Raw genomic sequence first — 25304 nt, 5'->3', positions numbered from 1 at the left:
CCGGCTCCGGGGCTAGGAATACCATGCGTGAGAATCAATCCGACGTCTTCGATCTGTTTTCCGAGGTTTACAAGAATGCGGCTCAGGAGGAGATAAGCCTCCAGCAATATCTGCTTGCCTGCCGCGAGGACAAGTCGATGTACGCCTCGGCACCCGAACGGATGGTCGAGGCGATCGGCGAGCCGACCTTTGTCGATACCAGCAAGGACGAGCGGCTCGGCCGTATTTTTTCGAACCGGACGATCAAGATCTATCCAACCTTCGCCGACTTTTACGGCATGGAGGATACGATCGAGCGTATCGCCGGTTATTTCCGCTATGCCTCGCAAGGGCTCGAGGAACGCAAGCAGATCCTCTATCTGCTTGGCCCGGTCGGCGGCGGCAAGTCCTCGCTTGCGGAGCAGCTGAAAAGGCTGATGGAGCAGCGTCCGATCTATACGCTGAAGGTCGGCGGCCAGGTCAGCCCGGTCTTCGAATCGCCGCTCGGGCTGTTCGACCCCGACCGCATGGGCGACCTTTTGGAGGACAAATACGGCATCGCCCGACGGCGGCTGAACGGCCTGATCTCGCCCTGGGCGGCCAAGCGCCTCGACGAATTGTCCGGCGACATCTCCAAATTCAGCGTCGTCAAGCTGATGCCGTCCAGGCTGCGCCAGATCGGCATTGCCAAGACCGAGCCGGGCGACGAGAACAACCAGGACGTTTCGGCCCTGGTCGGCAAGGTCGACATCAGGCAGCTGGAAAACTTCAGCCAGTCCGATCCGGACGCCTACTCCTATAGCGGCGGGCTGAACCGGACGACGCAAGGGCTGCTCGAATTCGTCGAGATGTTCAAGGCGCCGATCAAGGTGCTGCATCCGCTGCTGACCGCCACCCAGGAAGGCAGCTACAACGGCACCGAGAATTTCGGCGCTTTCCCCTATCAGGGCATCATCGTTGCCCATTCCAACGAATCGGAATGGCTGCAGTTCAAGAACAACAAGAACAACGAGGCGTTCCTCGACCGCATCCTGGTGGTCAAGGTGCCGTATTGCCTGCGCGTCACCGAAGAGCGGCAGATCTACGAGAAGCTGTTGCGCGAAAGCGAATTGGCTAACAGCCCCTGCGCTCCGGAAGTGCTCGATATCCTCAGCCGGTTCACCGTCTCGACCCGCCTGGCCGAACACGACAATTCGCCGCTCTACACCAAGATGCGCGTCTATGACGGCGAGAACCTCAAGGAAACCGATCCCAAGGCGAAGTCGGTCCAGGAATACCGAAACGCCGCCGGCGTCGACGAAGGCATGACCGGCGTCAGCACCCGCTTCGCCTTCAAGATCCTGTCGCAGACCTTCAATTACGACACCGAAGAGGTGGCGGCCGATCCGGTGCATCTGATGTACATCCTTGAAGAGGCGATCAAGCGCGAGCAGTTCCCGAAGGAGACCGAGGCGGACTATCTCGATTTCATAAAGTCGGAGCTGGCCACCCGTTATGCCGAGTTCATCGGCCACGAGATCCAGAAGGCCTATCTGGAATCCTACAGCGAATACGGCCAGAACCTGTTCGACCGCTATATCGCCTACGCCGATGCCTGGATCGAGGATCAGGACTACAAGGATACCGATACCGGCCAGATCCTCAATCGCGAGGTCTTGGACAACGAATTGTCGCAGGTCGAAAAGCCGGCCGGCATCGCCAATCCCAAGGACTTCCGCAACGAAGTGGTGAAGTTCACGCTGCGCGCGCGGGCCAGAAACCATGGCCGCAACCCGTCATGGACAAGCTATGAGAAGCTGCGCGAAGTCATCGAGAAGCGGATGTTCGGGCAGGTCGAGGACCTGCTGCCGGTGATCAGCTTCGGCTCCAAGCAGGACAGCGTGACGGAGAAGCGGCATACCGAATTCGTGCAGCGGATGATCCAGCGCGGCTACACCGAGCGCCAGGTCCGCCGGCTGGTGGACTGGTACATGCGGGTGAACAAGGCGGGTTGAAGCCAGCCCGGGGTAACATATGCCGATCTTCATTGATCGCCGACTGAACCCGAAGGACAAAAGCCTCGGCAATCGGCAGCGTTTCCTGCGGCGGGCGCGCGAAGAGTTGAAGCGCACCATCCGCGATCAGATCCGCGCCGGCAAGATCGCCGACGTGGACGCCGAGCATGCCGTTTCGATGCCGGCGCGGGGTACCGGCGAGCCGAGCTTCAACGATGCCAGGAACAGCGGCAGCCGCCAGCACGTCCTGCCCGGCAACAAGCATTTCACCCCAGGCGACCGGCTGCCCAAGCCCGGCCAGGGCGGCGGCATGGGATCAGCCCCGGGAAGAACCGAATCGGAGGACGATTTCCGTTTCGTGCTGTCGCGCGAAGAGGTTCTCGACCTCTTTTTCGAAGACCTCGAACTGCCGGACATGGTCAAGCTCAACCTCAAGGAGATCCTCGCTTTCAAGCCGCGCCGGGCCGGCTTCGCCGCGACCGGCTCGCCGACCAACATCAATGTCGGGCGCACGATGCGCAACAGCCATGGCCGCCGCATAGCACTCCGGCGCCCCAAGCAGGAGGAACTCGACGCAATCGCGGAGGAGATCACGTCGCTGGAGGCGAAGCCGCAGAACGCCGAGAGGCGCCAGCGCATCGTGGCGCTGCAGGAAGAGCTTGAGCGACTGGAGCGCCGCCGCAAGCGAATCGCCTATGTCGACCCGGTCGACATCCGCTTCAACCGCTTCGACGCCCAGCCGGTGCCGAATGCCAATGCGGTGATGTTCTGCCTGATGGACGTGTCCGGCTCGATGGGCGAACGCGAGAAGGATCTGGCCAAGCGCTTCTTCGTGCTGCTGCACCTGTTCCTGAAACGGCGCTACGACCGGACCGAGGTGGTCTTCATCCGCCACACGCACGAGGCGCAGGAGGTGGACGAGGAGACCTTTTTCTACAACACCCAGAGCGGCGGCACGGTGGTTTCCACGGCGCTCGAGGAGATGCACCGCATCGTCGAGCAGCGCTATCCCAGCCGCGAATGGAACATCTATGTCGCCCAGGCCTCGGACGGCGACAATTTCGTCACCGATTCGGAGCGCTGCATCACCCTGCTCGACGAACAGATCATGCGGCTTTGCCAGTATTTTGCCTACGTCGAGATCCTCGACGAGCGCGAGAGCCACATCTTCGGCGCCACCGACAACGGCACGTCGCTGTGGCGTGCCTACAGTGCGGTCAAGCTGAGGTGGTCGAACTTCCAGATGAGCCGCATCGCCACGGCGGCCGACATCTACCCGGTTTTCCGCCAGCTCTTCGCCAGACAGCCGGGTTATCAAAAGAGCGGTGAAAGAGGGGGCTGATGGCGAGCAGATCCGGGTTGTTGTTTTCCGGTTCCGACTGGGATTTCAGGACGCTGTCGCGCGCCTACGAGACCATCGAGGCGATCGCCACCGAAGAGCTCCACCTCGACGTCTATCCGGTACAGATGGAGATAATCTCGTCCGAACAGATGCTCGACGCCTATTCCTCGGTCGGCATGCCGCTGATGTACCGGCACTGGTCGTTCGGCAAGCACTACCTCTACCAGGAATTGCTCTATCGCAAAGGCGGACGGGGGCTCGCCTATGAACTCGTCATCAATTCCAATCCCTGCATCGTCTATCTGATGGAAGAAAACACCATGGCCCTGCAGGCCCTGGTGACGGCGCACGCGGCACTCGGCCATAACCATTTCTTCAAGAACAATTATCTGTTCCAGCAGTGGACGGACGCCAGCGCCATCCTCAGCTATCTGGACTTTGCCAAGGGTTACATTGCCCGCTGCGAGGAGCGGCATGGCGTCGATGCGGTGGAAGAGATCCTCGATGCCGCACATGCGCTGATGGAGCAGGGCGTGTTCAGATATCACCGGCCGCCGAAGCTGTCGTCGGAAAAGCAGCGCGAGGGCGTTCGCGAGCGCCTGGAATACGAGGAGCGTTCCTACAATGACCTATGGCGCACGCTGCCGCCTTCGAAGGACGGCGCCAAGCCCCGCGAGACGGACATCATGGCGGAGCGCAAGAAATCGCTCAAGCTGCCCGAGGAAAACCTGCTTTATTTCCTGGAGAAGAACAGCCTGATCCTGGAACCCTGGCAGCGTGAGGTCATCCGGATTGTCCGCGTCATCGCGCAGTATTTCTATCCGCAGCGCCAAACGCAGGTGATGAACGAGGGCTGCGCCACCTTCGTGCATTACACGCTGATGAACCTTTTGTTCGACCGCGGCCTGATCGGCGAAGGTGCCATGCTGGAGATCCTGCGCAACCATTCGAACGTGATCTTCCAGCCGGGCTTCGACGATCCGCGCTTTTCCGGTATCAACCCTTACGCGCTGGGCCTCGACATGATGCAGGACATCCAGCGCATCTCGACCGCGCCGACCGCCGAGGACCGCGACTGGTTTCCCGATATCGCCGGCAATGGCGACTGGCGCCAGACCCTGCTGGACGCCTGGGCCAACCATCGCGACGAGTCCTTCATCCGCCAGTATCTGAGCCCTACCCTGATCCGGAAATGGCGGTTCTTTGTGCTTGCCGATGCGGCCAACGATCCGCACTACGAAGTCGCCTCGATACACAACGAGCGCGGCTACGAGAGCATCCGCGCCGCACTCGCCCACAGCTACGATATCGGCGCCAGCCGGCCGGACATCCAGGTGGTGGACGTGGACCTGCTCGGCGACCGGCATCTGCGCCTGCAGCATAAGGTCAAGGACGGCATAGTGCTGGAAGGCGGCAGCCGCGACGCCACACTGCGGCATATCCGCAAGCTCTGGGGCTACGAGGTCAGCATGGTCGCGGTCGACGCGCAGACCGGCGCCACAGTCCACGAACGGTCGACCAGCCAGATCGGGGAATGACCGAACCGGACTTGCCGGCGAAGTCGGGTGTCGTTGCCTTTACCGGATCACCAACCACCCTATCTACGCGCGCACCACGAGGGCATGGTCGGGAGCAGGAACATGCGCGCATTGACGATCGCCACGCTTCTGTTGGTCGCCGTCTCGATGGCGCTCTCGCTCGCGCACGCTCTGGAATTGCCCGGCAAGTTGCGCCTCAAGGAGGCCACCTACAGATCAGTGCAGGCGATCTACTATCCCGGCTTCACGATCGGCGGGTTCGCCGAGATCGGCGGCATCATTGCACTCGCCGTCCTGCTTTACCTGACGCCCTATCCAAGCGCCCGATTCTGGTGGACCTTGGCGGCGTTTGTCTCGTTGCTGGCGGAGCACGCGACCTATTGGTTGGTCACGCACCCCGTCAATAATTTCTGGGTGCAAGACACTGCCCTGCCGAAATCCGCCGCGACGTTCTTTTCAATGTTCTCTCGAAAGCAGACCGGCGACTGGAGAGATTTGCGCAACGTCTGGGAGGCTTCGCATGTCGCTAGGGCAGGCCTGGCGATACTGAGCCTCGTCTCAATTGCTGTCGCCGCGACATTTTTTGCCGAATAGCCCCAGGGATCAAGACGGCGCCCTCGTCCGCCAATTTTGCGGCCACGAACGCTGCATCCGTCAGATCAGGGAACGGAGCCGGAGCCGTATTGTCTTAACGTCAAGCGATCCGGCCGTTCAGCGGTCGGCGCGATGCTTATTGTGGGCGCTTTCCTGGTGCTCGCCGCGGATGATGTTGCGATCGTCGGGATCGGCAATATCCTTCGGGTCCGATCTGAGCTCGGCACCGCGCCGGAACGCCTCGCGCTCTTGCCTGGTCTTTTTCAAATCCGCTTCCGCGTCGAAATCCTTGCCGGCGTTTTTCGTGTTCTCGCGCTCTTCGATGATGCGCAATTGCTGCTCATGAGTCTTTTTTCCGGCCATCGGTGACCTCCTTCTTTTGATTTTCCGCTTTCCCAGGGTCCAAATTCGCTACAGCCCGAAAGGATAGGTCTCGGGAAGGCCTGTCCCCGCATGTTCCGGCCCAAGCGGCGTCACGGCACTGGTTTCATCGAACCAGACGAAAGCATCGAACTGGCGGGCGAGCGAGGCGTCCGCATAATGGCTGTGGAGCTCGGTTTCGGGCCGGTAGATGACGCCGATAAAGCGTTCCAGCCGGCGCTCCAGAAGCCGTTCGCGCAGCGTGTCGTCGCGCTCGAAATCGAGCAGGAAAGGCGAGACGCCGCTGTCGTGGCAAAGCCGCTCATAGCTGTCGTTGTGGGAAGGCCGAACCGGTTTCACTTCCATGTCGCCGTCCCAGTCGGTGGCGGCGGCCACCGTCCCGGAATGCGTACTGAGCCCGATCAAGGCAACCTCGTCGCCAAAACGCTGGCGGCAGAGCTGGCCGATATTCAGTTCGTCCCTGACGATCCCCATTTCGGTATAGCGGGCATCGCCGATATGGGAATTATGTGCCCACACCACCGCCTTGGCATTCGGGCCGCGGGCCTGCAGCAGGTGCTCCAGCGTTTCGAACATGTGGGTGTCGCGCAGGTTCCAGGATTGCGCGCCGCCATAATACATGGTGCGGTAATAACGCTCGGCGGAGGCGACCAGGCGGGCGTTCTGGGTGGCGTCGAGGAAATCGATACCGTCCTGCTGCGCATAGTCGAGCTCTCTGGAAAGCAGTTCCCGGCATTGCTCGAGCACGGCCTTCTCGCATTTCTGGTAACCGGAGGTGAGTGCGACACGGCCATAGGTGGCCGGGTCGTTCTGCCACGGCGTCAGGCAGCCATAGCGTTCGCGCGCGATCCTCGCCGCCTGCGGATCGACCCGGTCGAGATATTGCAGGACCGCCGCAATCGATCCGCCCATATTGTAGATGTCCAGGCCATAGAATCCGGCCCGCCGGGAGGATTTGCTGATCCGCTCATTACGCACTCGCATCCAGTCGACGAACGCCGCGACGTCGGTGTTGCGCCACATCCAGGTGGGAAAGCGCTGGAACGGCGGCGCGGCGCCCGGCCGCCGCGGCCGATGGCGGACATAACGGTCGATCGCCGCGGCATCGGGCCAGTCGGCCTCGACCGCGACGATGGTGAAGCCATGCTTCTCGATCAGCCTGCGAGTGATCGCGGCGCGCGCGCGGTAGAACTCCGACGTGCCGTGGCTGGCTTCGCCGAGCAAGACGACGCGGCGGTCGGCAAACCGGTCGAACAGCGCACCGAAGGCCGGATCGTCGAAATCCGGAAGCGGCTCGGCGGCGGCCGCGATCATCTGCGGCAGGCTGCTCCTGCGCTGATGCCGGTGCGGAAGCTCGGCCGCTATCTGGCTGTCGCTGCCTGGCTCGCCCCAGCCTTGCTCGCCGATCAGCGGAACAAACCGCACGCCGCCGAAATCCTCCTCGGTGTAAGTTGCTGCGCCGGTCCGGGTGACCTTGAGCAGACGCTGCGAGTCGAATTCGTCGCCGACCGGGATGACAAGCCGGCCGGCGACGTCGAGCTGTTCCTGCAGAGCGAGAGGTGCGCCGGGTCCGGCGGCCGCAACCAGGATCGCATCGAAGGGTGCCGCCTCTGGCCAGCCCTTGGTGCCGTCGCCGGTGCGGACTTCGATATTATCGTAGCCGAGCTTCTTGAACCGTTGCCTCGCCGTTTCAGCTAACGCGGCGTGGCGCTCGATCGTGTAGACGCGTTCGACGATACGGCTCATCACGGCAGCCGCATAGCCTGATCCGGTGCCGACCTCGAGGACGTGGTCACCGGCTCCGACCTCCGCCATTTCGATCATGAACGCAACGATATAGGGCTGCGATATCGTCTGACCTTCGGCGATCGGCAGCGGCCCGTCCTCATAGGCGAATTCTTCGAAACCAGGCTCGACGAAAGCCTCGCGCGGGACCTCGCGCATCGCTAGAAGGACATTGCGGTCGCGAATGCCACGGCGGCTCAGGTGGATATCGACCATTTGGTTGCGGGCATGGGAGAGATCGAGCATCTTTCTGCTCCTCCTAGGGCTTCCGCTGCAATCGCCCAACCTGCTCAACGGCACTTCGGCCGGCTCATATCTCAGGGCCTCGGCGGTCCCCTTGGATTCAAGCAATGCGGTGCATCTTCCTAACCGTTGGCAAGCCCCGAGGTTCCCCAAAAGACCGACCCGCTTTTGTCTGGCGAGGCGCGTTGCAGGATCGACAAGCGGGCGCCGGCCGCGCCGCCCAAACTTATTTCGAGGCAAATCCTTTCTCCGACGCGACGCCACTCCAGATAACGACGGACGAGTGTATTCCGGAGGCATTTCCATGAACGACGAGGCCCGCACCACTACGCACATGACCGGCCTTGACCAGATCGATCTGATGGACCGCTACTGGCGCGCCGCGAACTACATCTCGGTTGGCCAGATCTATCTGCTCGACAATCCGCTCTTGCGCGAGCCCTTGCGGCCCGAGCACATCAAGCCGCGGCTGCTCGGCCATTGGGGCACGACGCCCGGCCTCAATTTCATCTATGTGCATCTGAACCGGATTATCCGCGAACGTGGTCTCGATGTCCTGTTCATCTGCGGTCCGGGTCACGGCGGCCCGGCAATGGTCGCGAACACCTGGCTCGAGGGCACCTACAGCGAGATCTATCCCGAGGTCGGCAGGGGCGAAGGCGGCCTGCGAAAGCTGTTCCGGCAGTTCTCGTTTCCCGGCGGAGTGCCGAGCCACGCGGCTCCGGAGACGCCCGGCTCGATCCACGAAGGCGGAGAACTCGGCTATGCACTGGTCCATGCCTTCGGCGCCGCCTTCGACAATCCGAACCTTGTCGTTGCCTGCGTCGTCGGCGACGGCGAAGCCGAGACCGGCCCGCTCGCCGCGGCCTGGCATTCCAACAAGTTCCTGAATCCGGCATCCGATGGTGCCGTCCTGCCGATCCTGCATCTCAACGGCTACAAGATCGCCAGCCCGACGATCCTCGGCCGCATGGAAGACGAGGCGTTGCGCAGCCTGTTCCTCGGCTATGGCTACGAAACCTTTTTTGTCGAAGGTCATGAACCTGCCGCGATGCATCGCGAGATGGCCCGCACGCTCGATACGGTGCTCGACCGGGTCCACTCCATCCAGGAGCCCGCACGAGCCGCGGGCTGGAAGGGAGAGCGGCCGCTGTGGCCGATGATCGTGCTGCGCAGCCCAAAGGGCTGGACCGGGCCGAAAGAGGTCGACGGCAGACGAGTCGAGGATTTCTGGCGTTCGCACCAGGTGCCGGTGTCGAATGCACGCGGCGATGCGGCGCACCGCCAGATCCTGGAAGACTGGATGCGCAGTTACGAGCCGGAAAAACTGTTCGATAAAGGCGGCCATCTCCTGGCGGAGCTCGCGGCGCTGGCGCCCACGGGGTCAAGACGCATGGGCGCAATCCCCTACGCCAATGGCGGCCTGCTGAAACAAGACCTCGTGCTTCCCGACTGGAAAGGCCTGGCGCTCGACGTACCGCGTCCGGGCGGCACTGTCGGGGAGGCGACGCGGACCGTCGGGAGCTATCTTCGCGATGTGATCCGCTTGAACGCCGAGGCCAGGAATTTCCGGCTGATGGGACCCGACGAGACGTCCTCCAACCGCCTCGACGACGTGTTCGAGGTCACGGATCGGATCTGGATGGAGCGGATCGAGCCCTACGACGTCCATCTTTCCCGTGACGGCCGCGTCATGGAAGTGCTCAGCGAGCACCTTTGCCAAGGCTGGCTGGAGGGCTATCTGCTGACCGGCCGCCACGGCCTGTTCTCGTGCTACGAGGCGTTCGTCCACATCGTCGATTCTATGGTCAACCAGCACGCCAAATGGCTGAAGACCTCCGGCGAACTTGCCTGGCGCAAGCCGATCGCCTCGCTCAACTACCTGCTGACCTCGCATGTCTGGCGACAGGATCACAACGGCTTCAGCCATCAGGACCCGGGCTTTGCCGATTTCGTCGCCAACAAGAAGGCCGACACGGTAAGGCTCTATTTCCCGCCCGACGCCAACACGCTGCTGTGGATCACCGACCATTGCCTGAAAACCTACAACCGCATCAACGTCATCGTCGCCGGCAAGCAGCCGGCGCCGCAATGGCTGTCCGCCGAGGACGCGGAAGCGCACTGCCAGGCCGGCGCCGGCATCTGGGAATGGGCCGGGACGGTTGCCAAGGGCGAAGAACCGGACGTGGTCCTGGCTTGCGCCGGCGACGTGCCGACACTGGAGACGCTTGCCGCAGCCGACATCCTGCGCTCGGGCATTCCGGACCTGAAGATCCGCGTCGTCAACGTCGTCGACCTGATGATCTTGCAGTCGAATTCCGAGCATCCGCATGGCTTTGCCGACGACAGATTCGACGCACTGTTCACCAGGGCCAAGCCGGTCATCTTCGCCTATCACGGCTATCCCTATCTCATTCACCGTCTGACCTACCGGCGCGCCAACCACGACAACATGCATGTGCACGGCTTTCGCGAGGAAGGCACGACGACGACGCCGTTCGACATGGTCGTGCTCAACCAGCTCGACCGCTATCATCTGGCACTCGCCGCGATCGCGCGCGTGCCGGGGCTGGCCGAGCGGGCGAAGGATGTTGCCGCGGCGTTGCACGGGAAATTGGCTGAGCACACGACCTATGTCCGCGAACATGGCGAGGACATGCCCGAGATCCAGAAATGGTCCTGGCCACAGGACGGCGCGACGAGGGCCGGCGATTGATGCGACGATCGATCCTAGCGTTGAATGCCGGCTCGTCCAGCATCAAGTTCGGACTTTACGACCTTGCAGCGTCCGCCGAGCCGGATCTTGCCTCGCGCGGTTCGCTGGATCTGGGCGATGCGCCAAGGCTGACCGCGAAAGCCGCCGATGGGGAGCTGCAGTGCGATCGGCCACTTGCCGCGGACGCATCACGCGACATGGGCCTCGGCCAGATGCTGCAGTGGATCGAGAACGAACTTGGCGGAAGGAAGTTGATCGCCGCCGGCCATCGCATCGTCCATGGCGGACGCGTGTTCGTCGAACCTGTCCGCCTGACGCCGACAGTTATCGAGGCTCTCGACAGGCTGACCCCGCTTGCGCCATTGCACCAGCCACGCAGCCTCGCACCAATCCGGGCGCTTGCCGCGCTGCGGCCCGACCTGCCGCAGGTCGGATGCTTCGACACCGCCTTCCATCGGACCATCGAGCCTCTGGTCAGCCGTTTTGCGCTGCCGCGCCGCTATGAGGCAGACGGCATCCACCGCTACGGCTTTCACGGGCTTTCCTACGAATATGTTGCCGGCCGGCTCAAGCAGATATCGCCCGATCTGGCGGCGAAAAGAACCATCGTCGCCCATCTCGGCAACGGGGCGAGCCTGTGCGCCATGTGCGACGGGCGAAGCGTCGATACGACGATGGGCTTTTCGGCGCTTGATGGCCTGGTCATGGGCACACGCTGCGGCGCCATCGATCCGGGCGTGCTTTTGTACCTGCTGCTGGAAAGAGGCGTTTCCGGAGAGGCGCTGCAAGACATGCTCTACGAGGAATCTGGGCTGCTCGGCGTGTCCGGCATTTCCGGCGACATGCGCACGCTGGAGGCCAGCGACGACCGCCGGGCCCGCGAAGCGGTGGAGCTTTTCGCCTTCCGCGCCGCCAGGGAAGTTGCCGCCCTCGCCAACACGCTGGGCGGGCTGGAATGCCTGGTGTTCACCGGCGGCATCGGCGAGCACTCGGCCACGGCCCGTAAAGCGATTTGCGACAGGCTTGACTGGCTCGGCGTGGCGATCGACGAGGCCGCCAACAGCTCTCATGCCGCGCTGATGAGCCAGGCGGAGAGCAAAGTGGAAGTCCGCGTCGTGGCGACCGACGAGGAAGGTGTGATCGCCCGCCACACGCGCAAGGTGATGGAGGGGCCCGGCTGAGGCGGATGGCCTCGGCTCACCTCGAATGGCTCTGCTCGACCAGAAGGTATTTGTACCGGTCGCGAATATGCGCGTTGAAGAACCGGCCCTTCGACGAGGCTTTGCGGAATGCCGCGTGGACCTGCGGCGGCACGTCCTCGTAATCATAGCGGTTTCCGCTCGGGACGAACCATACGGAGAGTACCCTCGTCGCCGGCTGGTAATCGATGCTTCTGATCGCAGTTGAAGGCATTCTCAACAGGTCCAATCCACGCCGTCGTGTGAATAACCCTGCACGGAGAGCGAGGTTCCTTCCTGCCGGAGCAGCCTTGCCGCTACGGGCCGGCTTCACCAAATACGGTTGATGCCACCGCTCAAGACATCGGCTGCAGCCCGCCAGGGCGATCTCTTTGCCGCCGCCGACGACCTGCCGGAAGGATTCCGCTACCAGCCCGAAGTGATCACGCCGGACGAGGAGGCAGCGTTGGCGAGCCAGCTCGCAACCCTGCCTTTTCAGCCCTTCGACTTCTATGGCCATCTGGCAAACCGGCGGGTGGTCGGTTTTGGGCAGCGTTATGATTACGACCGGGGCGAAGTCGTCGAGGCACCGCCGATACCCGGCTTTCTGCTGCCGCTCAGGGAAAAGGTTGCAGCCTTTGCCCGCTTGCCCGCCGAAACCTTCGTGCAGGTGCTGATCAACGAGTACCGGCCGGGCGCCGGTATCGGCTGGCACCGCGACAAGCCTCATTTCGAGGCGGTCGCCGGCGTTTCGCTGCTGGCCGCCTGCAGCTTCCGCCTGCGCCGGAAAAACGGCACGCGATGGGACCGCAAGACGGTCACCGTCGATCCAAGATCGGCCTATCTGATGACGGGTGCTGCGCGCAACGAATGGGAGCACAGCATTCCGCCGGTTGCCGAGCACCGCTATTCGATCACGTTGCGCACGCTGCGGCCGCAACGCGCTTAAAGCAGAGCGGGAGCAAGCCCGAGCACTGCCCTTAAGAACTGGGCTGAAACAAATTCATCCGTCGCCATGCCGACCGGCAAACTCCGCCAGCATGGCGCGCTGGCCTTTCAGGATCTTGAGGTTGGCTTCAGGCAGGGAGAACCAGCCCGCTCTGTCGACTTCGGCAAATTCCTTCATCGAGCCGGACCTTGGCGGCCATTCCATGACGAAGGTGTTGCTGTTGATGGCGTCGCTGTCGAAATCCGCCTCGACGCACCATGCGATGACGAGCTTGCCGCCCGGCTGCCTGTAGCTGCCAAGGTGTTCGAAAACGCCATCGATGGCGACGCCTAGCTCCTCTTCGGCCTCGCGTTTTGCTGCCGCCAGGTCGTCCTCGTTCTCGTCGACCAAGCCCTTCGGGATCGACCATGCGCCGTCGTCCTTCTTCGCCCAGAATGGTCCGCCCGGATGCACCAGCAAGACCTGGAGATGTCCTTCCCTTCGGCGAAAGATGAGCAATCCTGCGCTGCGTTGGGCCATCCCGCTATTCCCCTGACGAAACTGAAACGAACGTCCGGGCCGGCATATGGAACAGCCTGCCATGGCGGAACGATTTCGGCTCGCAGCCGTTCCGTCCGTTCGACAAATGAGTGATCGACATGGCGACGCCGCGAGCTGCCTGGAAGGGCTTTATGAAAGTCGGATCGGTTTCCTGTGGCGTCAAGATCATCGGCGCCGTCAGCGAGGCCGAGAAAGTGCATTTCAGGATCCTGAACCGCAAGGACGGTCTCCCGGTCAAGAGCGCTTATATCGACGAGGAGACCGGCGACACGGTCGAGGCGGCGGAGCAGGTAAAAGGCTATGAGGTCGAAAAGGGCGAGTTCATCCATATAGAGCCGGACGAAATCAAGAAACTGAAGATGGTATCGCAGCATACGCTCGAGATCGGCGAGTTCGTGCCCGCCGCCGAAATCGACGCACGCTACCTCGAAAAACCCTATTATCTGGTTCCGGCCGACGCGCCCTCCACGGAGGCTTTCGCGGTGATCCGGGACGCCATGGCCAGGAAGAAAGTGGCAGCCCGCTCCTGCGTCGTGCTGTACCAGCGTGGCCGAGAGGTGCTGATCCAGCCGCTTGGCAAGGGCATGGTAATGACGGAACTACGCAACCACAATGAAGTGGTCGCGGCGGACGCGGTGTTCGAAGGGCTGAAGGCTCGCAAGGTCGATCCCGAGATGCTGGAAATCGCGCAACTGCTGATCGACAAGAAGCCGGCCAAATTCGACCCGTCGAAGTTCGAAGACACTTATGAACAGGCGCTGGTTGCGATGATCGACGCCAAGCGCAAGGGCAAGAAACCGCCCAAGCCGGCACCCGAGCCGAGGACGAACGTCGTCAATCTCGCCGATGTTCTGCGCAAGAGCCTGGCGCAGGAGGGCGGCAAGGCTCCGAACAAAAGTCTGAGGGCGGCGGCGAAACGCAAATCGGCCTGAATGTCCGAAAGCAGATCGAACGGAACCGAAAACGCTCGCGCGCATTTAGATGACGTAGCAATCCGTCGGCAATCCAAGCGGAGCGGGGGACTGGTGGACGTCGTTGAACTAAGGACTGGCGGAATCCCGCAAGTTTCTTCCGCCGATCTGATGCAGGCGTTGCCTGTGGCTGTCTACACCACCGACAGACAGGGCTACATCACCTTCTTCAACGAGGCCGCTGCCGATCTTTGGGAATATCGTCCGGTTATCGGCCAGGATCGCTGGTGCGGGTCATGGAAGCTTCGCCACCTCGACGGGCGACCGATGACGCATGACGAGTGTCCAATGGCCGTTGCCTTGCTCGAGGAGCGGGACGTTCGTGGGGGCCGAGCCATCGCCGAGCGGCCGGACGGCCAGTTCATCCCGTTCAGTGCGCATCCGGTCCTGCTTCGCAATGAAGCCGGCGAGGTTGTCGGTGCCATCAACACCCTTCTCGACCTGCGCATGCAGACGCTGGCCGACGACGCCGGCATAAGGCTCGCCGCCATCGTCGAATCCTCGATGGATGCCATCGTGTCCAAAGACCTGAACGGCATTATCACCAGCTGGAACGACGCGGCACAACGCCTGTTCGGCTATACGCCCGCCGAGGCGATCGGGCGCCCGGTGACGATCCTCATCCCGCCCGACCACCTGGATGAGGAAGCCATGATCATCAGCCGCATTCGCGCCGGCGAACGGATTCCTTCATACGAGACTATCCGGCAGCGCAAGGACGGCACCCTGGTTCCGGTTTCGCTCACCATCTCGCCGATACGCGACGGCATCGGGCGTATCATCGGCGCCTCCAAGATCGCGCGCGACATCAGCCCCCACAAGGAAAGCGAACGGCGCATCCGCACACTCATGCGCGAAGTCAACCATCGCGTTAAAAACCAGTATTCGGTGATCGTCTCGATGATCCGCGAGACCAGCAAGCTGGCGGGGACGCCAGAGGCCTTCCTTTCACGGGTCCGGGAACGCATCATGGCGCTTTCGGAATCGCACGACCTCCTGGTCGATGCGGAATGGCGTGGCGCGACCATCGGCGAATTGATCCATGCCCAGACCAAGGCCTTCGCGACACAGGCCCGGCTGTCGGTGAGCGGGCCGATGATCATGCTGCAGCCGAACGCCGTGCAATATCTCGGCATTGCCTTTCACGAACTGGCCACGAATTCGGTAAAGCACGGAGCGCTGTCGCACCATGACGGACGGGTCGAGGTCGAATGGACCGTGACGCCAGCCGCCGACGGCAGCGATGGCTTCCGCTTTGTCTGGCGGGAACTGGACGGGCCATTGGTGGATGAAAACACGCGACGCGGGTTCGGAACGGTTGTGCTCAAACGCGTCACGCCGCAGGCGCTCAGCGGCACCGGCCGCCTGGAATTCGCCAGGCACGGCATCAGCTGGACGCTGGAAGCGCCGCTACGCTTCGTGCAGATGTCGACGGCTGGCATCGCGGCTGATTGAAGGCCGCTACACCGGCCGCGGCTTGGCGGCCGTCTGGCAACGCAATCCCTTTGGTAGCAATCAGGAGGAGCAGCGATGAGTTGGCTGGGCACCTGGCAAAACCAGTACGGGTCGGTGGTCGAACTGACCAGCGAAGAGGGCGGACGGATCAGCGGAACCTTCAGGACGGCGCTGGAGGACAGCGCCTTTTTCGGCATGACGTTGCCGCTGTTCGGAGCCTGCCATGGAGACGTCATCGGCTTCACCTGCGCGGCCGAAGGGCGGGTCGGAGCCGCGGCGGTGAGCTATACCGGCATCCTCAGGAACGGGAAGCTGGAGATGCTGTGGCACACCGTTGCGGATGCCGCTTTGTCGGCGGAAAAGGAAGGTGCCCCGGCCCGAGCCAGGAAACTGCCCGCCTGGCGCGCCTTTGGAACCAGCCTCGACAGTTTTGAACGCGTGTCCTGACGCGTCGCGCCCGCCGCTCGCAAGTGAGGCAGCAGGGTCCCGCGGCGCGTAGGAACTCGCACCGACGATGGCGCGTTGGTGCGCCAGGACATGCGCTGTTCGTTACGGGGTCGACCCAATGAGCGTGCTTTATCGCGCAGCGAAAATCGCCGAACAGGCTCATGCCGGGCAGACGGACAGGACAGGGCGGCCTTATATCGAACATTGCCGCCGGGTCGTCGATGCCGTCGAAACGCTCGACCAGAAAGCTATCGCCTATCTTCACGACGTCATCGAAAAAAGCGACGGCTGGAACCGCGACCGGCTTGAGGCGGCCGGGTTCGGGCCGTCCATCGTGTCCGCCGTCGACGCCATGACGCGGCTGCCGAACGAGGACGATGCCGCGTTCGTTCGCAGGGCTGCGGCCAACCCGCTGGCGTTGCCTGTCAAGCGCGCCGATCTTGCCGACAATCTATCGCAGGCACGGCAGATCGGGGCCTCGACGGCGAAATACGAAGACGGCTTGCGCATCCTCAGAGAAGAGTTCGCGAGCTGACGGACCGCTGGCGGCTGTCGCCGATGTGGGTCTACTCGGTGACGTGCGGCGTGTGTCGCTTGTCTTCCGCGGGATCGGCGTCGATCCGCGCCCTGCCGGGATCGAACGCACCGTGGCGGGCGATCGCCAATGCCGGGGTGTCGGGCGTCTCGTAGGCCCACATGAAGTCTTCTGCCGACGAACCGACCGCATGAACCCGCCAATAGCTTGCCGTGCCCTTCAGCGGGCTGTGGCTCGTCGTGTTCGTCTTCTCCAGAAGGTCGAAATAGATGTCCTCGAAGGGTATGTAGAAAACAGGATCATGGCCGTCTTCATAGAGCAGCTTTGCCCGCTCGCTCGACGCAATAATGGCATCGGAGAACCGGACGGTCACGGTTCCATCGAACGGGACAATCCTGAGCGGGCCTGGGCGGGGGGCGGAATCTGCGGCTAAGGACTGCATTCGACTTCTCCGTTGACTGCGCTGCTTTTCCGAAACGTGTTGTTGCCCGTCAGGGTTCCAGACCGCCGGCGCGCCGAGCCCGGGTGGTGGAACGGTTCTGCAAGGTCGTCGTTGTTTCAGACCTCCGCACGCGCCATAATCGCAATGGCCGCCACTCACCGACTCAACAGCAAATGGATAACATGCTGGATCGATCGCCTACCCTTCCAAGGTCGCTTGGCGCTGCGCTGCGAAGGGAAGTGCCGCGGTTTACGGCACCCGGCAATGAAATTTCGTGCACCACGGTCGCATCCTACAATGTGCACAAATGCGTCGGCACCGATGGCAGGTTCGATCCGGAGCGGGTCGCGGCCGTGGTCAAGGAACTCGACGCCGACATCGTTGCTTTGCAGGAGGCCGACGAAAGAACCGGAAGCAGGCAGGGATTGCTGGATCTCGCGGCGCTCGAGCGGGACAGCGACCTCGTCCCCACCCATGTCCCGGAAAACCGCCGCAGCCATGGCTGGCACGGAAATCTGATCCTGGCGCGGCGCGGCGTGGTCGAAAGCGTGAACCAGATCCGGCTGCCCGGCCTCGAGCCGCGCGGCGCGGTCATCGCGGACCTGGAGCTGAAGGGCGTCTCGCTCAGGATCATAGCCGCGCATTTCGGCTTGCTGCGGCGCTCGCGCTCGCAGCAAGTCAACGCACTTGTCGAAGCCACGCACCCGGTTCTGCGGCCAACAATCCTGCTCGGCGACCTCAACGAATGGCGCGTCCGCAACAGGTCTTCGCTGCTGGCCCTGCTGCCGCATTTCGGTCCGATCGATGCGGTTCTGCCGAGCTTTCCGTCGCGCTTTCCGCTGTTTGCGCTCGACCGCATCCTGGCCAGGCCGCCGCACCTGATTTCCAGCATCGAGGTGCACAAGACGCCGCTGGCGCAGCGGGCTTCCGATCATCTGCCGATCAAGGCCCGGCTGAACCTGGACGCGATACGGCAGCCGCGGCTGCAACCAGAATGAACCTGAAGGGTTGTTAGTCAGATTTCAGACGGTTTGCTTCGCTGATGTTTATCGGTGCACTTCATGGATACAGCCATCTCGCGGTTTGCCCGGGACAAGATCGCTGCCGGCAATAGCGGGCTGCTGCTGATCGCCGACAATTATGACGCGTTTGCCGCGCGAATCCTTGCTGCGCGCAGTGCCACAAGCAGCCTCGACCTGATGTACTATCTCTGGCACGACGACCATAGCGGCCGGCTGCTGATGCAGGAGGTCGTCAAGGCGGCGGAGCGCGGTGTCCGCGTCCGCATGCTGCTGGACGATATCAATCCGCGCAACAGCGACGCTGCTTACCTGGCGCTCAACAGCTACAAGAACATCGAGCTGAGGCTGTTCAACCCCAGCGGCATGAGGAACGGCAGCATCTTTCGCTCGCTGGAGATGGTCGCCCGGCTGTTTGCGATGACCCGCCGCATGCACAACAAGGCCTGGATCGCCGATGAGGGCTTGGCCATCGTCGGCGGAAGAAATATCGGCGTTGCCTATTTCGACGCTGCGGAGACGAATTTTCGCGATCTCGACCTGTTGCTTCTCGGTCCTGCCGTAGGGCAGACGATGCAGATATTCGAGGCGTTCTGGAATTGCGAGGCGGCAAAGCCGATCCAGCTGCTCAACCCGGCTGCGGTGGGCTCGCGCGCCGATTTCCTCGACAATCTCGATGCGACCGCAGACGGCCAGCTTTTGAACAGCCTCAGTGCCTGGCGCACGATCACGGAGTTCATTGCAGCGCAGAGCGACGTCTGCTGGACGAAAGGCGTTCGCGTCATTTCCGATCCGCCGGAAAAGGTGCGCGGCAAGCGGCGCAGGAACTGGCTGACCAAAGAGCTGCTTCCCGCTATCGCGGCGACCAGGCAGCGCCTCGAAATTATCTCGCCCTATTTCATCCCCAGCCGCACCGGGTTGGCCATCCTGTCGAAGCTGGTGGATCGTGGCGTCAAGGTTGCAATCCTGACCAACTCGCTCGCCGCGACGGACGTCGCCGCCGTGCACGGCGCCTATGCCAAATGCCGCCGCAAGCTGCTTAAAAAAGGTATCCAGCTTTTCGAATTACAGCCCTTCGACCGCCAGGCCAACATTTCCGTTTTCGGTTCAAAGGGAGCCAGCCTCCACACCAAGGCCTTCACGGTCGACGATACGCTCGGGTTTGTCGGCTCCTTCAATTTCGATCCGCGTTCGGTGTCGTTGAATGCGGAAATGGGCGTGCTTTTCCATGATACCAATCTGGTGATGGAGTTGCGCCGGCTGTTCGAGCACGAAAAGTCACCGCAGACGAGCTATCAGCTGGTCCTGGACAAAGGCGCCTTGCGGTGGCTCGGCATGGCGGATGGCGAGATGCGGCAATATTCGCGTGAACCGGAGGCCAGTCTCTATCGGCGCATCGTTGCAGCGCTGGTCGGGTGCCTGCCGATCGAATCGCAATTGTAGAAGCGACGGATTTGTCGGAACGGAACTCTTTGTCGGAACGGAACTCGGGGATCACGAGTTGTAACCCGTGTCCGGAGCATGCCGATGAAGACCACGATATACAGTTTTCTTGCTGAGCTCTTGCCGTTCTGGATGGCGCATAAACGCAAAATGCGCGCCGACCGCGCCGCCGAGTGGCCGGCACGACCGGCTGCTGCGGATGACGCTGTTCGGCCGTCAGGCGATCCTAATCGAGCAGCACCGGCGCGGCGGCGCAATACGTCCTAAGGGCAGAATGATCCCGCTCCGACTGTCTGGCTAGCCGCATTTCCGCGACGCCGATAATCCATTTGGCTGCAGAAGCTCTATCCCCTACTGCGATCACGCTATCGTCAAGTATCGCTATTCGAAATCCGGCGTTGCCAAGCATCCATTTTGCAGCACGTACGTTAATGTGCACTACAGGTTGCCGCTATAGGTGAGCGCCATGAGTGATAGTGCGATAGAATTCTTGCAGGACTGGATCCACGAAAACGTTCATGTGCCGCCGCCTCCGATCAAGCTTGAAAGGGAGGCGGAAATCCTCGCCAGGGAATGCAAGGAAGAGGCTGCCGATGCCGGCGTACCCATCGAAGACATCGAGGAAGAGGTCGGCGACCTCAAGGACCTGCTCGTCGCCAAGCTTGAAGACGCAGCCGAGGACGAGGCCCGGCAACTCAACGGCCACGGCCAAAAGATTTCTACGCTGGCGGCCGGGCAAAAGCGGGCCGTATGAGGCCGGTCCGAGCGCAGGCAAGGCATCACGAGGTGCGCCGCTTCGGCCTATTGTCCGACCATGTCGTCGACCTCGCCATGGCACGTCTCGCAGGCGACGCCTTTAGCGATATGGATCGAATGATTGAAATAGACGAAGTCGGGGACACTGTTCACCCGCTGCCACTGCAATGGCTGCCCGGAAGCAAGGCTTGCCCGTATCGGCGCCAGCATGTCCGCGTTGGTGAACAGCTGCGAATGGCAGGTCATGCACACCTCGGTCGCCGGCAGACCCGCCGATGACGCAGTCTCGACGCCGCTATGGCAATAACGGCAGTCGAGGCCGAGCTCGCCGACATGGTGCCTGTGGCTGAACGGCACTGGTTGCGCCAACGGCCGGCCAACGCCGGTGAGGAAGTCCGAACGCAAGACGGCGGTACCGCCGAGAGCCGCAAAGATCGCCATGAAACACGCGCCCCACAGAGCGAAGCGTGAAATGCCGTTGGCGCTCCTTGAAAAGACCTGCGGCATTCCCTCGCCGATTTCGCATCCAGCAAACCGTATTCACCCCCCAAAACCCCTAACTGCGGCTGCGTGGGTAAGTTCCGGCTGGGGCAGCGGAGATCACAGAATGGTTACCCCGCCCTGGCCCATCTGGTCGGGCTGATCGGAAACCATCGAACCCTCCATACGTTCGGATGAGGTCACGTTCTGTTTCACCCGGATAAGCATCATGATCATGACCATCCCCCACCCCATCCCATTCGCCGGTCCGGCGTTGCCTTCTGGTGGACGATGTTCGTCGGCGCGCTGCTGACGATCCTCGGCCTGCTGATCGGAGGGGGTGGTGCCTGGCTGATCGCGCTGGGCGGATCCTAGTACTATCTGCCCGCCGGGATCGCCCTGCTGGCCGCCGGCAGCCTGCTGCTTGCCGGCAATGCCGCCGGTGTATGGCTTACGTCCTGACCTGGCTGGCGACCCTTGCACCCGGCAGCCACCATTTTATGGAGACCAGGATCGGCGACGCCATCATTGCCTACGCACTGCCAAAAAGCTGACGCCCGACGATGACGGCTTCGCGGGACGCTTCCATCCTGATCGTCGGCGCCGGCCCGACCGGGCTGACGGCGGCAGTCGAACTGGCAAGGCGCGGCATTGCACCTCGCGTCATCGACCGCAAGGAAGGCCCTACGCCGCTCGCCAAGGCGGTCGGCATCAGTTCGCATAGCCTGGACGTCCTTGAACCGTCCAAAGTCGCTGCCCGGTTGCTCGCCGAGGGATTGAAAATTCGTCGAGCCCGTTTCTACTTCGAAGGACGAGCACTCGGCGAGATCGATTTCTCGATCCTGCCGCACCGCCATAATTTTCTGCTGTCATTGCCGCAGCGCGACACCGAATCGCTGATGACCGACACGCTCAAGGGATTCGGCGTCGACGTCGAATGGCGAAGCACATTTGTCAGGATGGCCGAGCACAAAGGCCGGGCCGAGGTGCGGATCGAGGCGCCAGACGGCCGTGACGAGGCAAGTTTCGACCTTGTCTTCGGAGCCGACGGTGCGCAAAGCACGGTGCGTGATGCCATCGGCATCGGCTTCGATGGCTACACGCATCGGCGGCAATGGAGCATTGCCGACGCCGACATCGACGATTGGCCCTATGAGCCGATGGCCGCCCACGCATTTCTTCACAGGAACGGCGACGTCGGTTTCATCATCCCGATCGGCGAGAAGCGCTATCGCGCGGTTTCAAACAGCGAGGATGCGTTGGCGCGCATCCCCGGCAATTACCGGATCACGCGGTTGTTGCGGGCCGACCGCTTCCATATTCCGGTACGACAGGCACCGCGCTATCAAACCGCATGCGTCTTGCTGGGAGGCGATGCCGCGCATGTGCATTCGCCGTTAGGGGCGCGCGGCATGAATCTCGGCATCGAGGATGCCGCGTCATTCGCCAGGCGTTTCGTCGACGGCACGCTTGCCGGCTACACAAGCGAACGCCACCCGGTGGGGCAACGGTGGATCACGCTCAGCGAGCGCATCCTGTCGCTGGCCCAATCGGACAACGGCATCATGCAAGGCGTCAGGAACGCAGCCTTCAGCGTCGTCGGCCATCTGCCGCTGCTGCAACGGCCGCTGCTGGAGCGTGTCGCCGGGCTCAAGGAATGACGTGGTCGCATAAACCTTTTCGCCGGACATGCGTTGTTGGGTTTCAAGCCAGGGAGATGACCATGCAGATGAAATCGGAAGTCGCCGGCGAGGCCGCCAAGCAACGGCACATCCAGCGCCGGATCGACGAGAAGGACAAGTCCAAATCCAATGGCAGGCAAAAAGGCGCCATGCAGGCCGGTGCCCGCAAATATCCCGAGCCGCCCTTCCCCGAGCAGCACCAGCCGAAGCCGGGGCATGAATGGGCGATCGAGCCGGCGCCGCTTTACGATGCGCCGTACTATATCGGATCGAAAAAGCTCGACGGCAAAGTGGCCGTCATTACCGGCGGCGATTCAGGCATCGGCCGTGCGGTGGCCGTGCTCTATGCGCGTGAAGGCGCCGATGTGGCGATCGTCTATCTCTCGGAGGATAGGGACGCCAGAGATACCAAAAGGGCCGTCGAAGCGGAAGGCCGGCGCTGCATCCTGATCAAGGCGGACGTCAGCGCACGCAACCACTGCCACAACGCGGTGGCTGAGATCGTGCAGGAGTTTGGGCGGATCGACGTGCTGGTCAACAACGCCGCTTTCCAGATCCACTCCAGCGATTTCAGCGAGCTGACCGAGGAGCATTTCGACACGACGCTGAAGACCAACCTCTACGGCTATTTCCACATGGCGCAGGAGGCCGTGCCGCACATGAAACCCGGTTCGGCGATCATCAATACCGGTTCAGTGACCGGCATCGAGGGCTCGAAGCAACTGGTCGATTACTCCATGACCAAGGGCGGCATTCATGCCTTCACCCGCGCGCTCTCGGGCAACCTTGTCGAGAAGGGCATAAGGGTCAACGCCGTGGCGCCAGGCCCGGTTTGGACGCCGCTCAACCCCTCGGACAAGGAAGCCGGCGATGTTTCGAAATTTGGCGCTGACACGCCGATGAAACGGCCGGCCCAGCCGGAGGAGATCGCGCCGGCCTACGTGTTCCTCGCCTCGCCGCACTGCTCGAGCTACATCACCGGCGAGATATTGCCGATCGTGGGCGGCTATTGACGGCATGTATTTCATTGCCCTGGCCACTGACTATGACGGCACGCTGGCGCATGAGGGGATCGTTGCCGAGAAGACGCTTGCGGCGCTTGAACGGTTCAAGAAGAGCGGCCGCAAACTCATTCTCGTCACCGGGCGCGAGCTGCCCGACCTCAAGCGCGTCTTTCCCGAAGTCGCGATTTTCGACAAGGTGGTCGCCGAAAACGGCGCGCTGATCTACACGCCGGCCAGCGAGGAGGGGCGGACGATATCTCCGCCGCCCGCCCCCGAGTTCATCGCCAAACTCAGGAAACGCGGTGTCAAACCGCTTTCGGTCGGACGCTCGATCATCGCAACCTGGGAACCGCATCAGGCTACCGCGCTCGAGGTCATCAAGAAATTGGGGCTGGAGCTGGAAATCATCTTCAACAAGGGCGCGGTGATGATCCTGCCCAGCGGCATCAACAAGGCGACCGGGCTGACAGCTGCGCTTCAGGACCTCAGATTGTCGCCGCACAACGTCGTCGGTGTCGGCGACGCCGAAAACGACCACGCCTTCCTGCGCGCCTGCGGCTTCAGCGTCGCCGTCGACAACGCACTGCCGGCAGTCAAGGATACGGCGGATCTCGTGACACGCGGCGCGCGCGGAAAAGGCGTCGAGGAACTGATCGCCAAGGTGGTCGAGCGCGATCGCGAGCTTGTGCCGAACCGCGACGGCATTCTGCTTGGCTCGGAGGATGGCAAGGAGGTGTATCTGTCGCCAACCGATACGGTGCTGATCGCCGGCAGCTCCGGCATCGGCAAATCGACCCTGGCGACCGCACTGACGGAGCGCTTCGTCGAGAGAAAGTTCCAGTTCTGCATCTTCGATCCGGAAGGCGACTATGACGGCCTCGAAGGCGCCGTCCGGCTGGGCGACGGCTCGAACGCGCCGACGAAGACGCAACTGCTCGATCTCCTGGAGAAGCCGGACAACAATCTGGTCGTCAATGGCCTGGCGCTGCGCGTTAACGAGCGGCCGGACTTCTTTGCCGACCTGCTGCCGGGCCTTGGCGGTGTTCGCTTCCGCACGGCACGACCACACTGGCTGATCATCGACGAGGCGCATCACCTCTTGCCGAAGCGGCGCGACGACACGCCAATGGTGCTGGCCATGGAATTGCCGGGCACGATCCTGATCACGGTTCATCCGGACGCGATCTCAACCGAGGCATTGCGGCTGGTCACCGCCGTCATCGCACTCGGCCCCAAGGCGAAAAAGGTCATCAAGACGTTCTGTCACGAGACCGGCACCGAACCGCCAAAGGACAAGAACCTGAACTCTCCAAAAGACGAGCGCGTGCTGTTCTGGCGGCCGCAGGCGCGCAAGAAACCTGCCATGGTCGAGCCGATCGAACCGCGACAGTCGCTCAAGCGCCACAGCCGCAAATATGCCGAGGGCCAGTTGGACGAGAAGGGCAGCTTCTATTTCCGCGGCCCCGACAATGCGATGAACCTCCGCGCCCATAATCTGATGATTTTCGCCCAGATCGCCGAGGGCATCGACGACAGGACCTGGGAACATCATTTGCGCGCCGGCGACTATTCCGAATGGTTTCGCCACCAGATCAGGGACAAGGAACTGGCGCGCGAAACCGCCGAAGCGGAGAAAGACGGCACACTTTCGGCGCAGGAGAGCCGCAGCCACGTCCTGGACGCGGTGCGCCGCCGCTATACCGCGCCCGCGACCGCGCCGAAGGAATAGATGCAAACGGCGCCCAGCCGGTCCCAAGCCGGCTGGGTTCACCTCGTGGTCGATCTCCGTCCCACCTCGGCAGATGGCCGAGTCCCAGTCGGTTCCAACCGT

The 25304-nt window shown here is 62.4% G+C and carries 23 protein-coding genes and 1 pseudogene; 17 read left to right on the top strand and 7 right to left on the bottom strand.

Features of this window, described 5'->3' with window-relative positions; translation table 11 throughout:
• Positions 1–23 precede the first annotated feature (23 nt).
• From NKH41_RS08515 to NKH41_RS08500, 4 genes are all read left to right on the top strand, one after another.
• On the top strand, positions 24–1973 hold the full coding sequence (locus tag NKH41_RS08515; protein ID WP_352449545.1) for a PrkA family serine protein kinase: 1950 nt from the start codon (positions 24–26) through the stop codon (positions 1971–1973).
• Positions 1974–1992: 19 nt separating this feature from the next.
• Positions 1993–3315 carry a YeaH/YhbH family protein gene (locus NKH41_RS08510; protein ID WP_352771089.1) on the top strand — a complete coding sequence of 441 codons (1323 nt, stop codon included), beginning with the start codon at positions 1993–1995 and terminating at the stop codon, positions 3313–3315.
• The gene (locus NKH41_RS08505) at positions 3315–4853 is read left to right on the top strand and encodes a SpoVR family protein (protein ID WP_352473050.1); all 1539 of its coding nucleotides are present in this window, start codon (positions 3315–3317) and stop codon (positions 4851–4853) included. Before NKH41_RS08510 ends, NKH41_RS08505 begins: the two co-directional genes overlap by 1 nt.
• Positions 4854–4955: 102 nt before the next feature.
• On the top strand, positions 4956–5447 hold the full coding sequence (locus NKH41_RS08500; RefSeq protein ID WP_352686099.1) for a DUF1772 domain-containing protein: 492 nt from the start codon (positions 4956–4958) through the stop codon (positions 5445–5447).
• Positions 5448–5564: 117 nt separating this feature from the next.
• Here NKH41_RS08500 and NKH41_RS08495 read toward each other — a convergent pair whose 3' ends face one another.
• Together NKH41_RS08495 and NKH41_RS08490 are read right to left on the bottom strand one after the other, a co-directional pair.
• On the bottom strand, positions 5565–5810 hold the full coding sequence (locus NKH41_RS08495; RefSeq protein WP_023720508.1) for a hypothetical protein: 246 nt from the start codon (positions 5808–5810) through the stop codon (positions 5565–5567).
• Positions 5811–5858: 48 nt separating this feature from the next.
• Positions 5859–7859: a protein-L-isoaspartate(D-aspartate) O-methyltransferase gene (locus tag NKH41_RS08490; protein WP_352614276.1), complete on the bottom strand. Its 2001-nt coding sequence runs from the start codon at positions 7857–7859 to the stop codon at positions 5859–5861.
• Between the two features lie 301 nt (positions 7860–8160).
• Between NKH41_RS08490 and NKH41_RS08485 the strand changes: the two genes are divergently transcribed.
• Both NKH41_RS08485 and NKH41_RS08480 read left to right on the top strand, forming a co-directional pair.
• Entirely contained in the window at positions 8161–10572 is a 2412-nt protein-coding gene (locus tag NKH41_RS08485) for a phosphoketolase family protein (protein WP_352771087.1), read from the top strand.
• Positions 10572–11753, top strand: coding sequence for an acetate/propionate family kinase (locus NKH41_RS08480; protein ID WP_352771085.1), 1182 nt, complete (start codon positions 10572–10574; stop codon positions 11751–11753). Before NKH41_RS08485 ends, NKH41_RS08480 begins: the two co-directional genes overlap by 1 nt.
• Positions 11754–11769: 16 nt before the next feature.
• Here the strand turns inward: NKH41_RS08480 and NKH41_RS08475 are convergent, their stop codons facing one another.
• Positions 11770–11985 (bottom strand): KTSC domain-containing protein, encoded by a 216-nt coding sequence (locus NKH41_RS08475; protein ID WP_352771084.1) that lies wholly within the window; start codon positions 11983–11985, stop codon positions 11770–11772.
• 111 nt (positions 11986–12096) lie between these two features.
• Between NKH41_RS08475 and NKH41_RS08470 the strand changes: the two genes are divergently transcribed.
• Entirely contained in the window at positions 12097–12699 is a 603-nt protein-coding gene (locus NKH41_RS08470) for an alpha-ketoglutarate-dependent dioxygenase AlkB (protein WP_352771083.1), read from the top strand.
• A gap of 54 nt (positions 12700–12753) precedes the next feature.
• Here NKH41_RS08470 and NKH41_RS08465 read toward each other — a convergent pair whose 3' ends face one another.
• Positions 12754–13218, bottom strand: coding sequence for an NUDIX hydrolase (locus NKH41_RS08465; RefSeq protein WP_352501155.1), 465 nt, complete (start codon positions 13216–13218; stop codon positions 12754–12756).
• Between the two features lie 119 nt (positions 13219–13337).
• On the opposite strand from NKH41_RS08465, the gene ku reads away from it, so the two are divergent.
• From ku to NKH41_RS08445, 4 genes are all read left to right on the top strand, one after another.
• Positions 13338–14171, top strand: a complete 834-nt coding sequence (gene ku / locus NKH41_RS08460; protein WP_352771081.1) for a non-homologous end joining protein Ku — start codon at positions 13338–13340, stop codon at positions 14169–14171.
• Positions 14172–14321: 150 nt separating this feature from the next.
• Positions 14322–15665 (top strand): PAS domain-containing HWE histidine kinase family protein, encoded by a 1344-nt coding sequence (locus NKH41_RS08455; RefSeq protein ID WP_352771152.1) that lies wholly within the window; start codon positions 14322–14324, stop codon positions 15663–15665.
• A 75-nt stretch (positions 15666–15740) separates the two neighbouring features.
• Positions 15741–16112 carry an avidin/streptavidin family protein gene (locus NKH41_RS08450; RefSeq protein ID WP_352771079.1) on the top strand — a complete coding sequence of 124 codons (372 nt, stop codon included), beginning with the start codon at positions 15741–15743 and terminating at the stop codon, positions 16110–16112.
• A 118-nt stretch (positions 16113–16230) separates the two neighbouring features.
• On the top strand, positions 16231–16647 hold the full coding sequence (locus tag NKH41_RS08445; RefSeq protein ID WP_352771078.1) for an HD domain-containing protein: 417 nt from the start codon (positions 16231–16233) through the stop codon (positions 16645–16647).
• 31 nt (positions 16648–16678) lie between these two features.
• On the opposite strand, the gene NKH41_RS08440 is transcribed toward NKH41_RS08445, so the two are convergent.
• Complete coding sequence (locus tag NKH41_RS08440) at positions 16679–17089, bottom strand: DUF427 domain-containing protein (RefSeq protein WP_502898877.1); 411 nt, start codon at positions 17087–17089, stop codon at positions 16679–16681.
• Positions 17090–17271: 182 nt separating this feature from the next.
• Here NKH41_RS08440 and NKH41_RS08435 point away from each other — a divergent pair, with 182 nt between their 5' ends.
• The 3 genes from NKH41_RS08435 to NKH41_RS08425 all read left to right on the top strand — a co-directional run bounded on the left by NKH41_RS08435 (position 17272) and on the right by NKH41_RS08425 (position 20305).
• Positions 17272–18087 (top strand): endonuclease/exonuclease/phosphatase family protein, encoded by an 816-nt coding sequence (locus NKH41_RS08435; protein WP_502895706.1) that lies wholly within the window; start codon positions 17272–17274, stop codon positions 18085–18087.
• 63 nt (positions 18088–18150) lie between these two features.
• Complete coding sequence (locus NKH41_RS08430; RefSeq protein WP_352932435.1) at positions 18151–19551, top strand: phospholipase D family protein; 1401 nt, start codon at positions 18151–18153, stop codon at positions 19549–19551.
• A gap of 466 nt (positions 19552–20017) precedes the next feature.
• A complete protein-coding gene (locus NKH41_RS08425; RefSeq protein WP_352449563.1) occupies positions 20018–20305 on the top strand; it encodes a hypothetical protein in 288 nt (95 codons plus the stop codon).
• Between the two features lie 59 nt (positions 20306–20364).
• On the opposite strand, the pseudogene NKH41_RS08420 reads toward NKH41_RS08425, so the two are convergent.
• Positions 20365–20814, bottom strand: a pseudogene (locus tag NKH41_RS08420) (cytochrome c3 family protein); the annotation flags it as partial.
• A 93-nt stretch (positions 20815–20907) separates the two neighbouring features.
• Entirely contained in the window at positions 20908–21270 is a 363-nt protein-coding gene (locus tag NKH41_RS08415; protein ID WP_352771071.1) for a hypothetical protein, read from the bottom strand.
• An 80-nt stretch (positions 21271–21350) separates the two neighbouring features.
• Here NKH41_RS08415 and NKH41_RS08410 point away from each other — a divergent pair, with 80 nt between their 5' ends.
• The 3 genes from NKH41_RS08410 (at position 21351) to NKH41_RS08400 (ending at position 25202) form a co-directional block, all read left to right on the top strand.
• The gene (locus NKH41_RS08410) at positions 21351–22448 is read left to right on the top strand and encodes an FAD-dependent oxidoreductase (protein ID WP_352771069.1); all 1098 of its coding nucleotides are present in this window, start codon (positions 21351–21353) and stop codon (positions 22446–22448) included.
• Between the two features lie 62 nt (positions 22449–22510).
• Entirely contained in the window at positions 22511–23482 is a 972-nt protein-coding gene (locus NKH41_RS08405) for an SDR family oxidoreductase (RefSeq protein ID WP_352686079.1), read from the top strand.
• 4 nt (positions 23483–23486) lie between these two features.
• The gene (locus NKH41_RS08400) at positions 23487–25202 is read left to right on the top strand and encodes an HAD family hydrolase (protein ID WP_352539859.1); all 1716 of its coding nucleotides are present in this window, start codon (positions 23487–23489) and stop codon (positions 25200–25202) included.
• Positions 25203–25304: the final 102 nt, after the last annotated feature.

Origin of the sequence: Mesorhizobium sp. M1169 (assembly GCF_040318345.1) — a bacterium.
In the GTDB taxonomy this organism is placed as follows: Bacteria; Pseudomonadota; Alphaproteobacteria; order Rhizobiales; family Rhizobiaceae; genus Mesorhizobium.
Note: the sequence above shows the minus strand (reverse complement) of the source record. Positions and strands in the feature narration are given on the sequence as shown.

What these genes read in the sequence shown, in the direction of transcription:
- NKH41_RS08515 (WP_352449545.1), top strand. Translation starts at nt 24, where the DNA reads ATGCGTGAGAATCAATCCGACGTCTTCGATCTGTTTTCCGAGGTTTAC.
- NKH41_RS08510 (WP_352771089.1), top strand. Translation starts at nt 1,993, where the DNA reads ATGCCGATCTTCATTGATCGCCGACTGAACCCGAAGGACAAAAGCCTC.
- NKH41_RS08505 (WP_352473050.1), top strand. Translation starts at nt 3,315, where the DNA reads ATGGCGAGCAGATCCGGGTTGTTGTTTTCCGGTTCCGACTGGGATTTC.
- NKH41_RS08500 (WP_352686099.1), top strand. Translation starts at nt 4,956, where the DNA reads ATGCGCGCATTGACGATCGCCACGCTTCTGTTGGTCGCCGTCTCGATG.
- NKH41_RS08495 (WP_023720508.1), bottom strand. Translation starts at nt 5,810, where the DNA reads ATGGCCGGAAAAAAGACTCATGAGCAGCAATTGCGCATCATCGAAGAG.
- NKH41_RS08490 (WP_352614276.1), bottom strand. Translation starts at nt 7,859, where the DNA reads ATGCTCGATCTCTCCCATGCCCGCAACCAAATGGTCGATATCCACCTG.
- NKH41_RS08485 (WP_352771087.1), top strand. Translation starts at nt 8,161, where the DNA reads ATGAACGACGAGGCCCGCACCACTACGCACATGACCGGCCTTGACCAG.
- NKH41_RS08480 (WP_352771085.1), top strand. Translation starts at nt 10,572, where the DNA reads ATGCGACGATCGATCCTAGCGTTGAATGCCGGCTCGTCCAGCATCAAG.
- NKH41_RS08475 (WP_352771084.1), bottom strand. Translation starts at nt 11,985, where the DNA reads ATGCCTTCAACTGCGATCAGAAGCATCGATTACCAGCCGGCGACGAGG.
- NKH41_RS08470 (WP_352771083.1), top strand. Translation starts at nt 12,097, where the DNA reads ATGCCACCGCTCAAGACATCGGCTGCAGCCCGCCAGGGCGATCTCTTT.
- NKH41_RS08465 (WP_352501155.1), bottom strand. Translation starts at nt 13,218, where the DNA reads ATGGCCCAACGCAGCGCAGGATTGCTCATCTTTCGCCGAAGGGAAGGA.
- ku (WP_352771081.1), top strand. Translation starts at nt 13,338, where the DNA reads ATGGCGACGCCGCGAGCTGCCTGGAAGGGCTTTATGAAAGTCGGATCG.
- NKH41_RS08455 (WP_352771152.1), top strand. Translation starts at nt 14,322, where the DNA reads ATGCAGGCGTTGCCTGTGGCTGTCTACACCACCGACAGACAGGGCTAC.
- NKH41_RS08450 (WP_352771079.1), top strand. Translation starts at nt 15,741, where the DNA reads ATGAGTTGGCTGGGCACCTGGCAAAACCAGTACGGGTCGGTGGTCGAA.
- NKH41_RS08445 (WP_352771078.1), top strand. Translation starts at nt 16,231, where the DNA reads ATGAGCGTGCTTTATCGCGCAGCGAAAATCGCCGAACAGGCTCATGCC.
- NKH41_RS08440 (WP_502898877.1), bottom strand. Translation starts at nt 17,089, where the DNA reads ATGCAGTCCTTAGCCGCAGATTCCGCCCCCCGCCCAGGCCCGCTCAGG.
- NKH41_RS08435 (WP_502895706.1), top strand. Translation starts at nt 17,272, where the DNA reads ATGCTGGATCGATCGCCTACCCTTCCAAGGTCGCTTGGCGCTGCGCTG.
- NKH41_RS08430 (WP_352932435.1), top strand. Translation starts at nt 18,151, where the DNA reads ATGGATACAGCCATCTCGCGGTTTGCCCGGGACAAGATCGCTGCCGGC.
- NKH41_RS08425 (WP_352449563.1), top strand. Translation starts at nt 20,018, where the DNA reads ATGAGTGATAGTGCGATAGAATTCTTGCAGGACTGGATCCACGAAAAC.
- NKH41_RS08410 (WP_352771069.1), top strand. Translation starts at nt 21,351, where the DNA reads ATGACGGCTTCGCGGGACGCTTCCATCCTGATCGTCGGCGCCGGCCCG.
- NKH41_RS08405 (WP_352686079.1), top strand. Translation starts at nt 22,511, where the DNA reads ATGCAGATGAAATCGGAAGTCGCCGGCGAGGCCGCCAAGCAACGGCAC.
- NKH41_RS08400 (WP_352539859.1), top strand. Translation starts at nt 23,487, where the DNA reads ATGTATTTCATTGCCCTGGCCACTGACTATGACGGCACGCTGGCGCAT.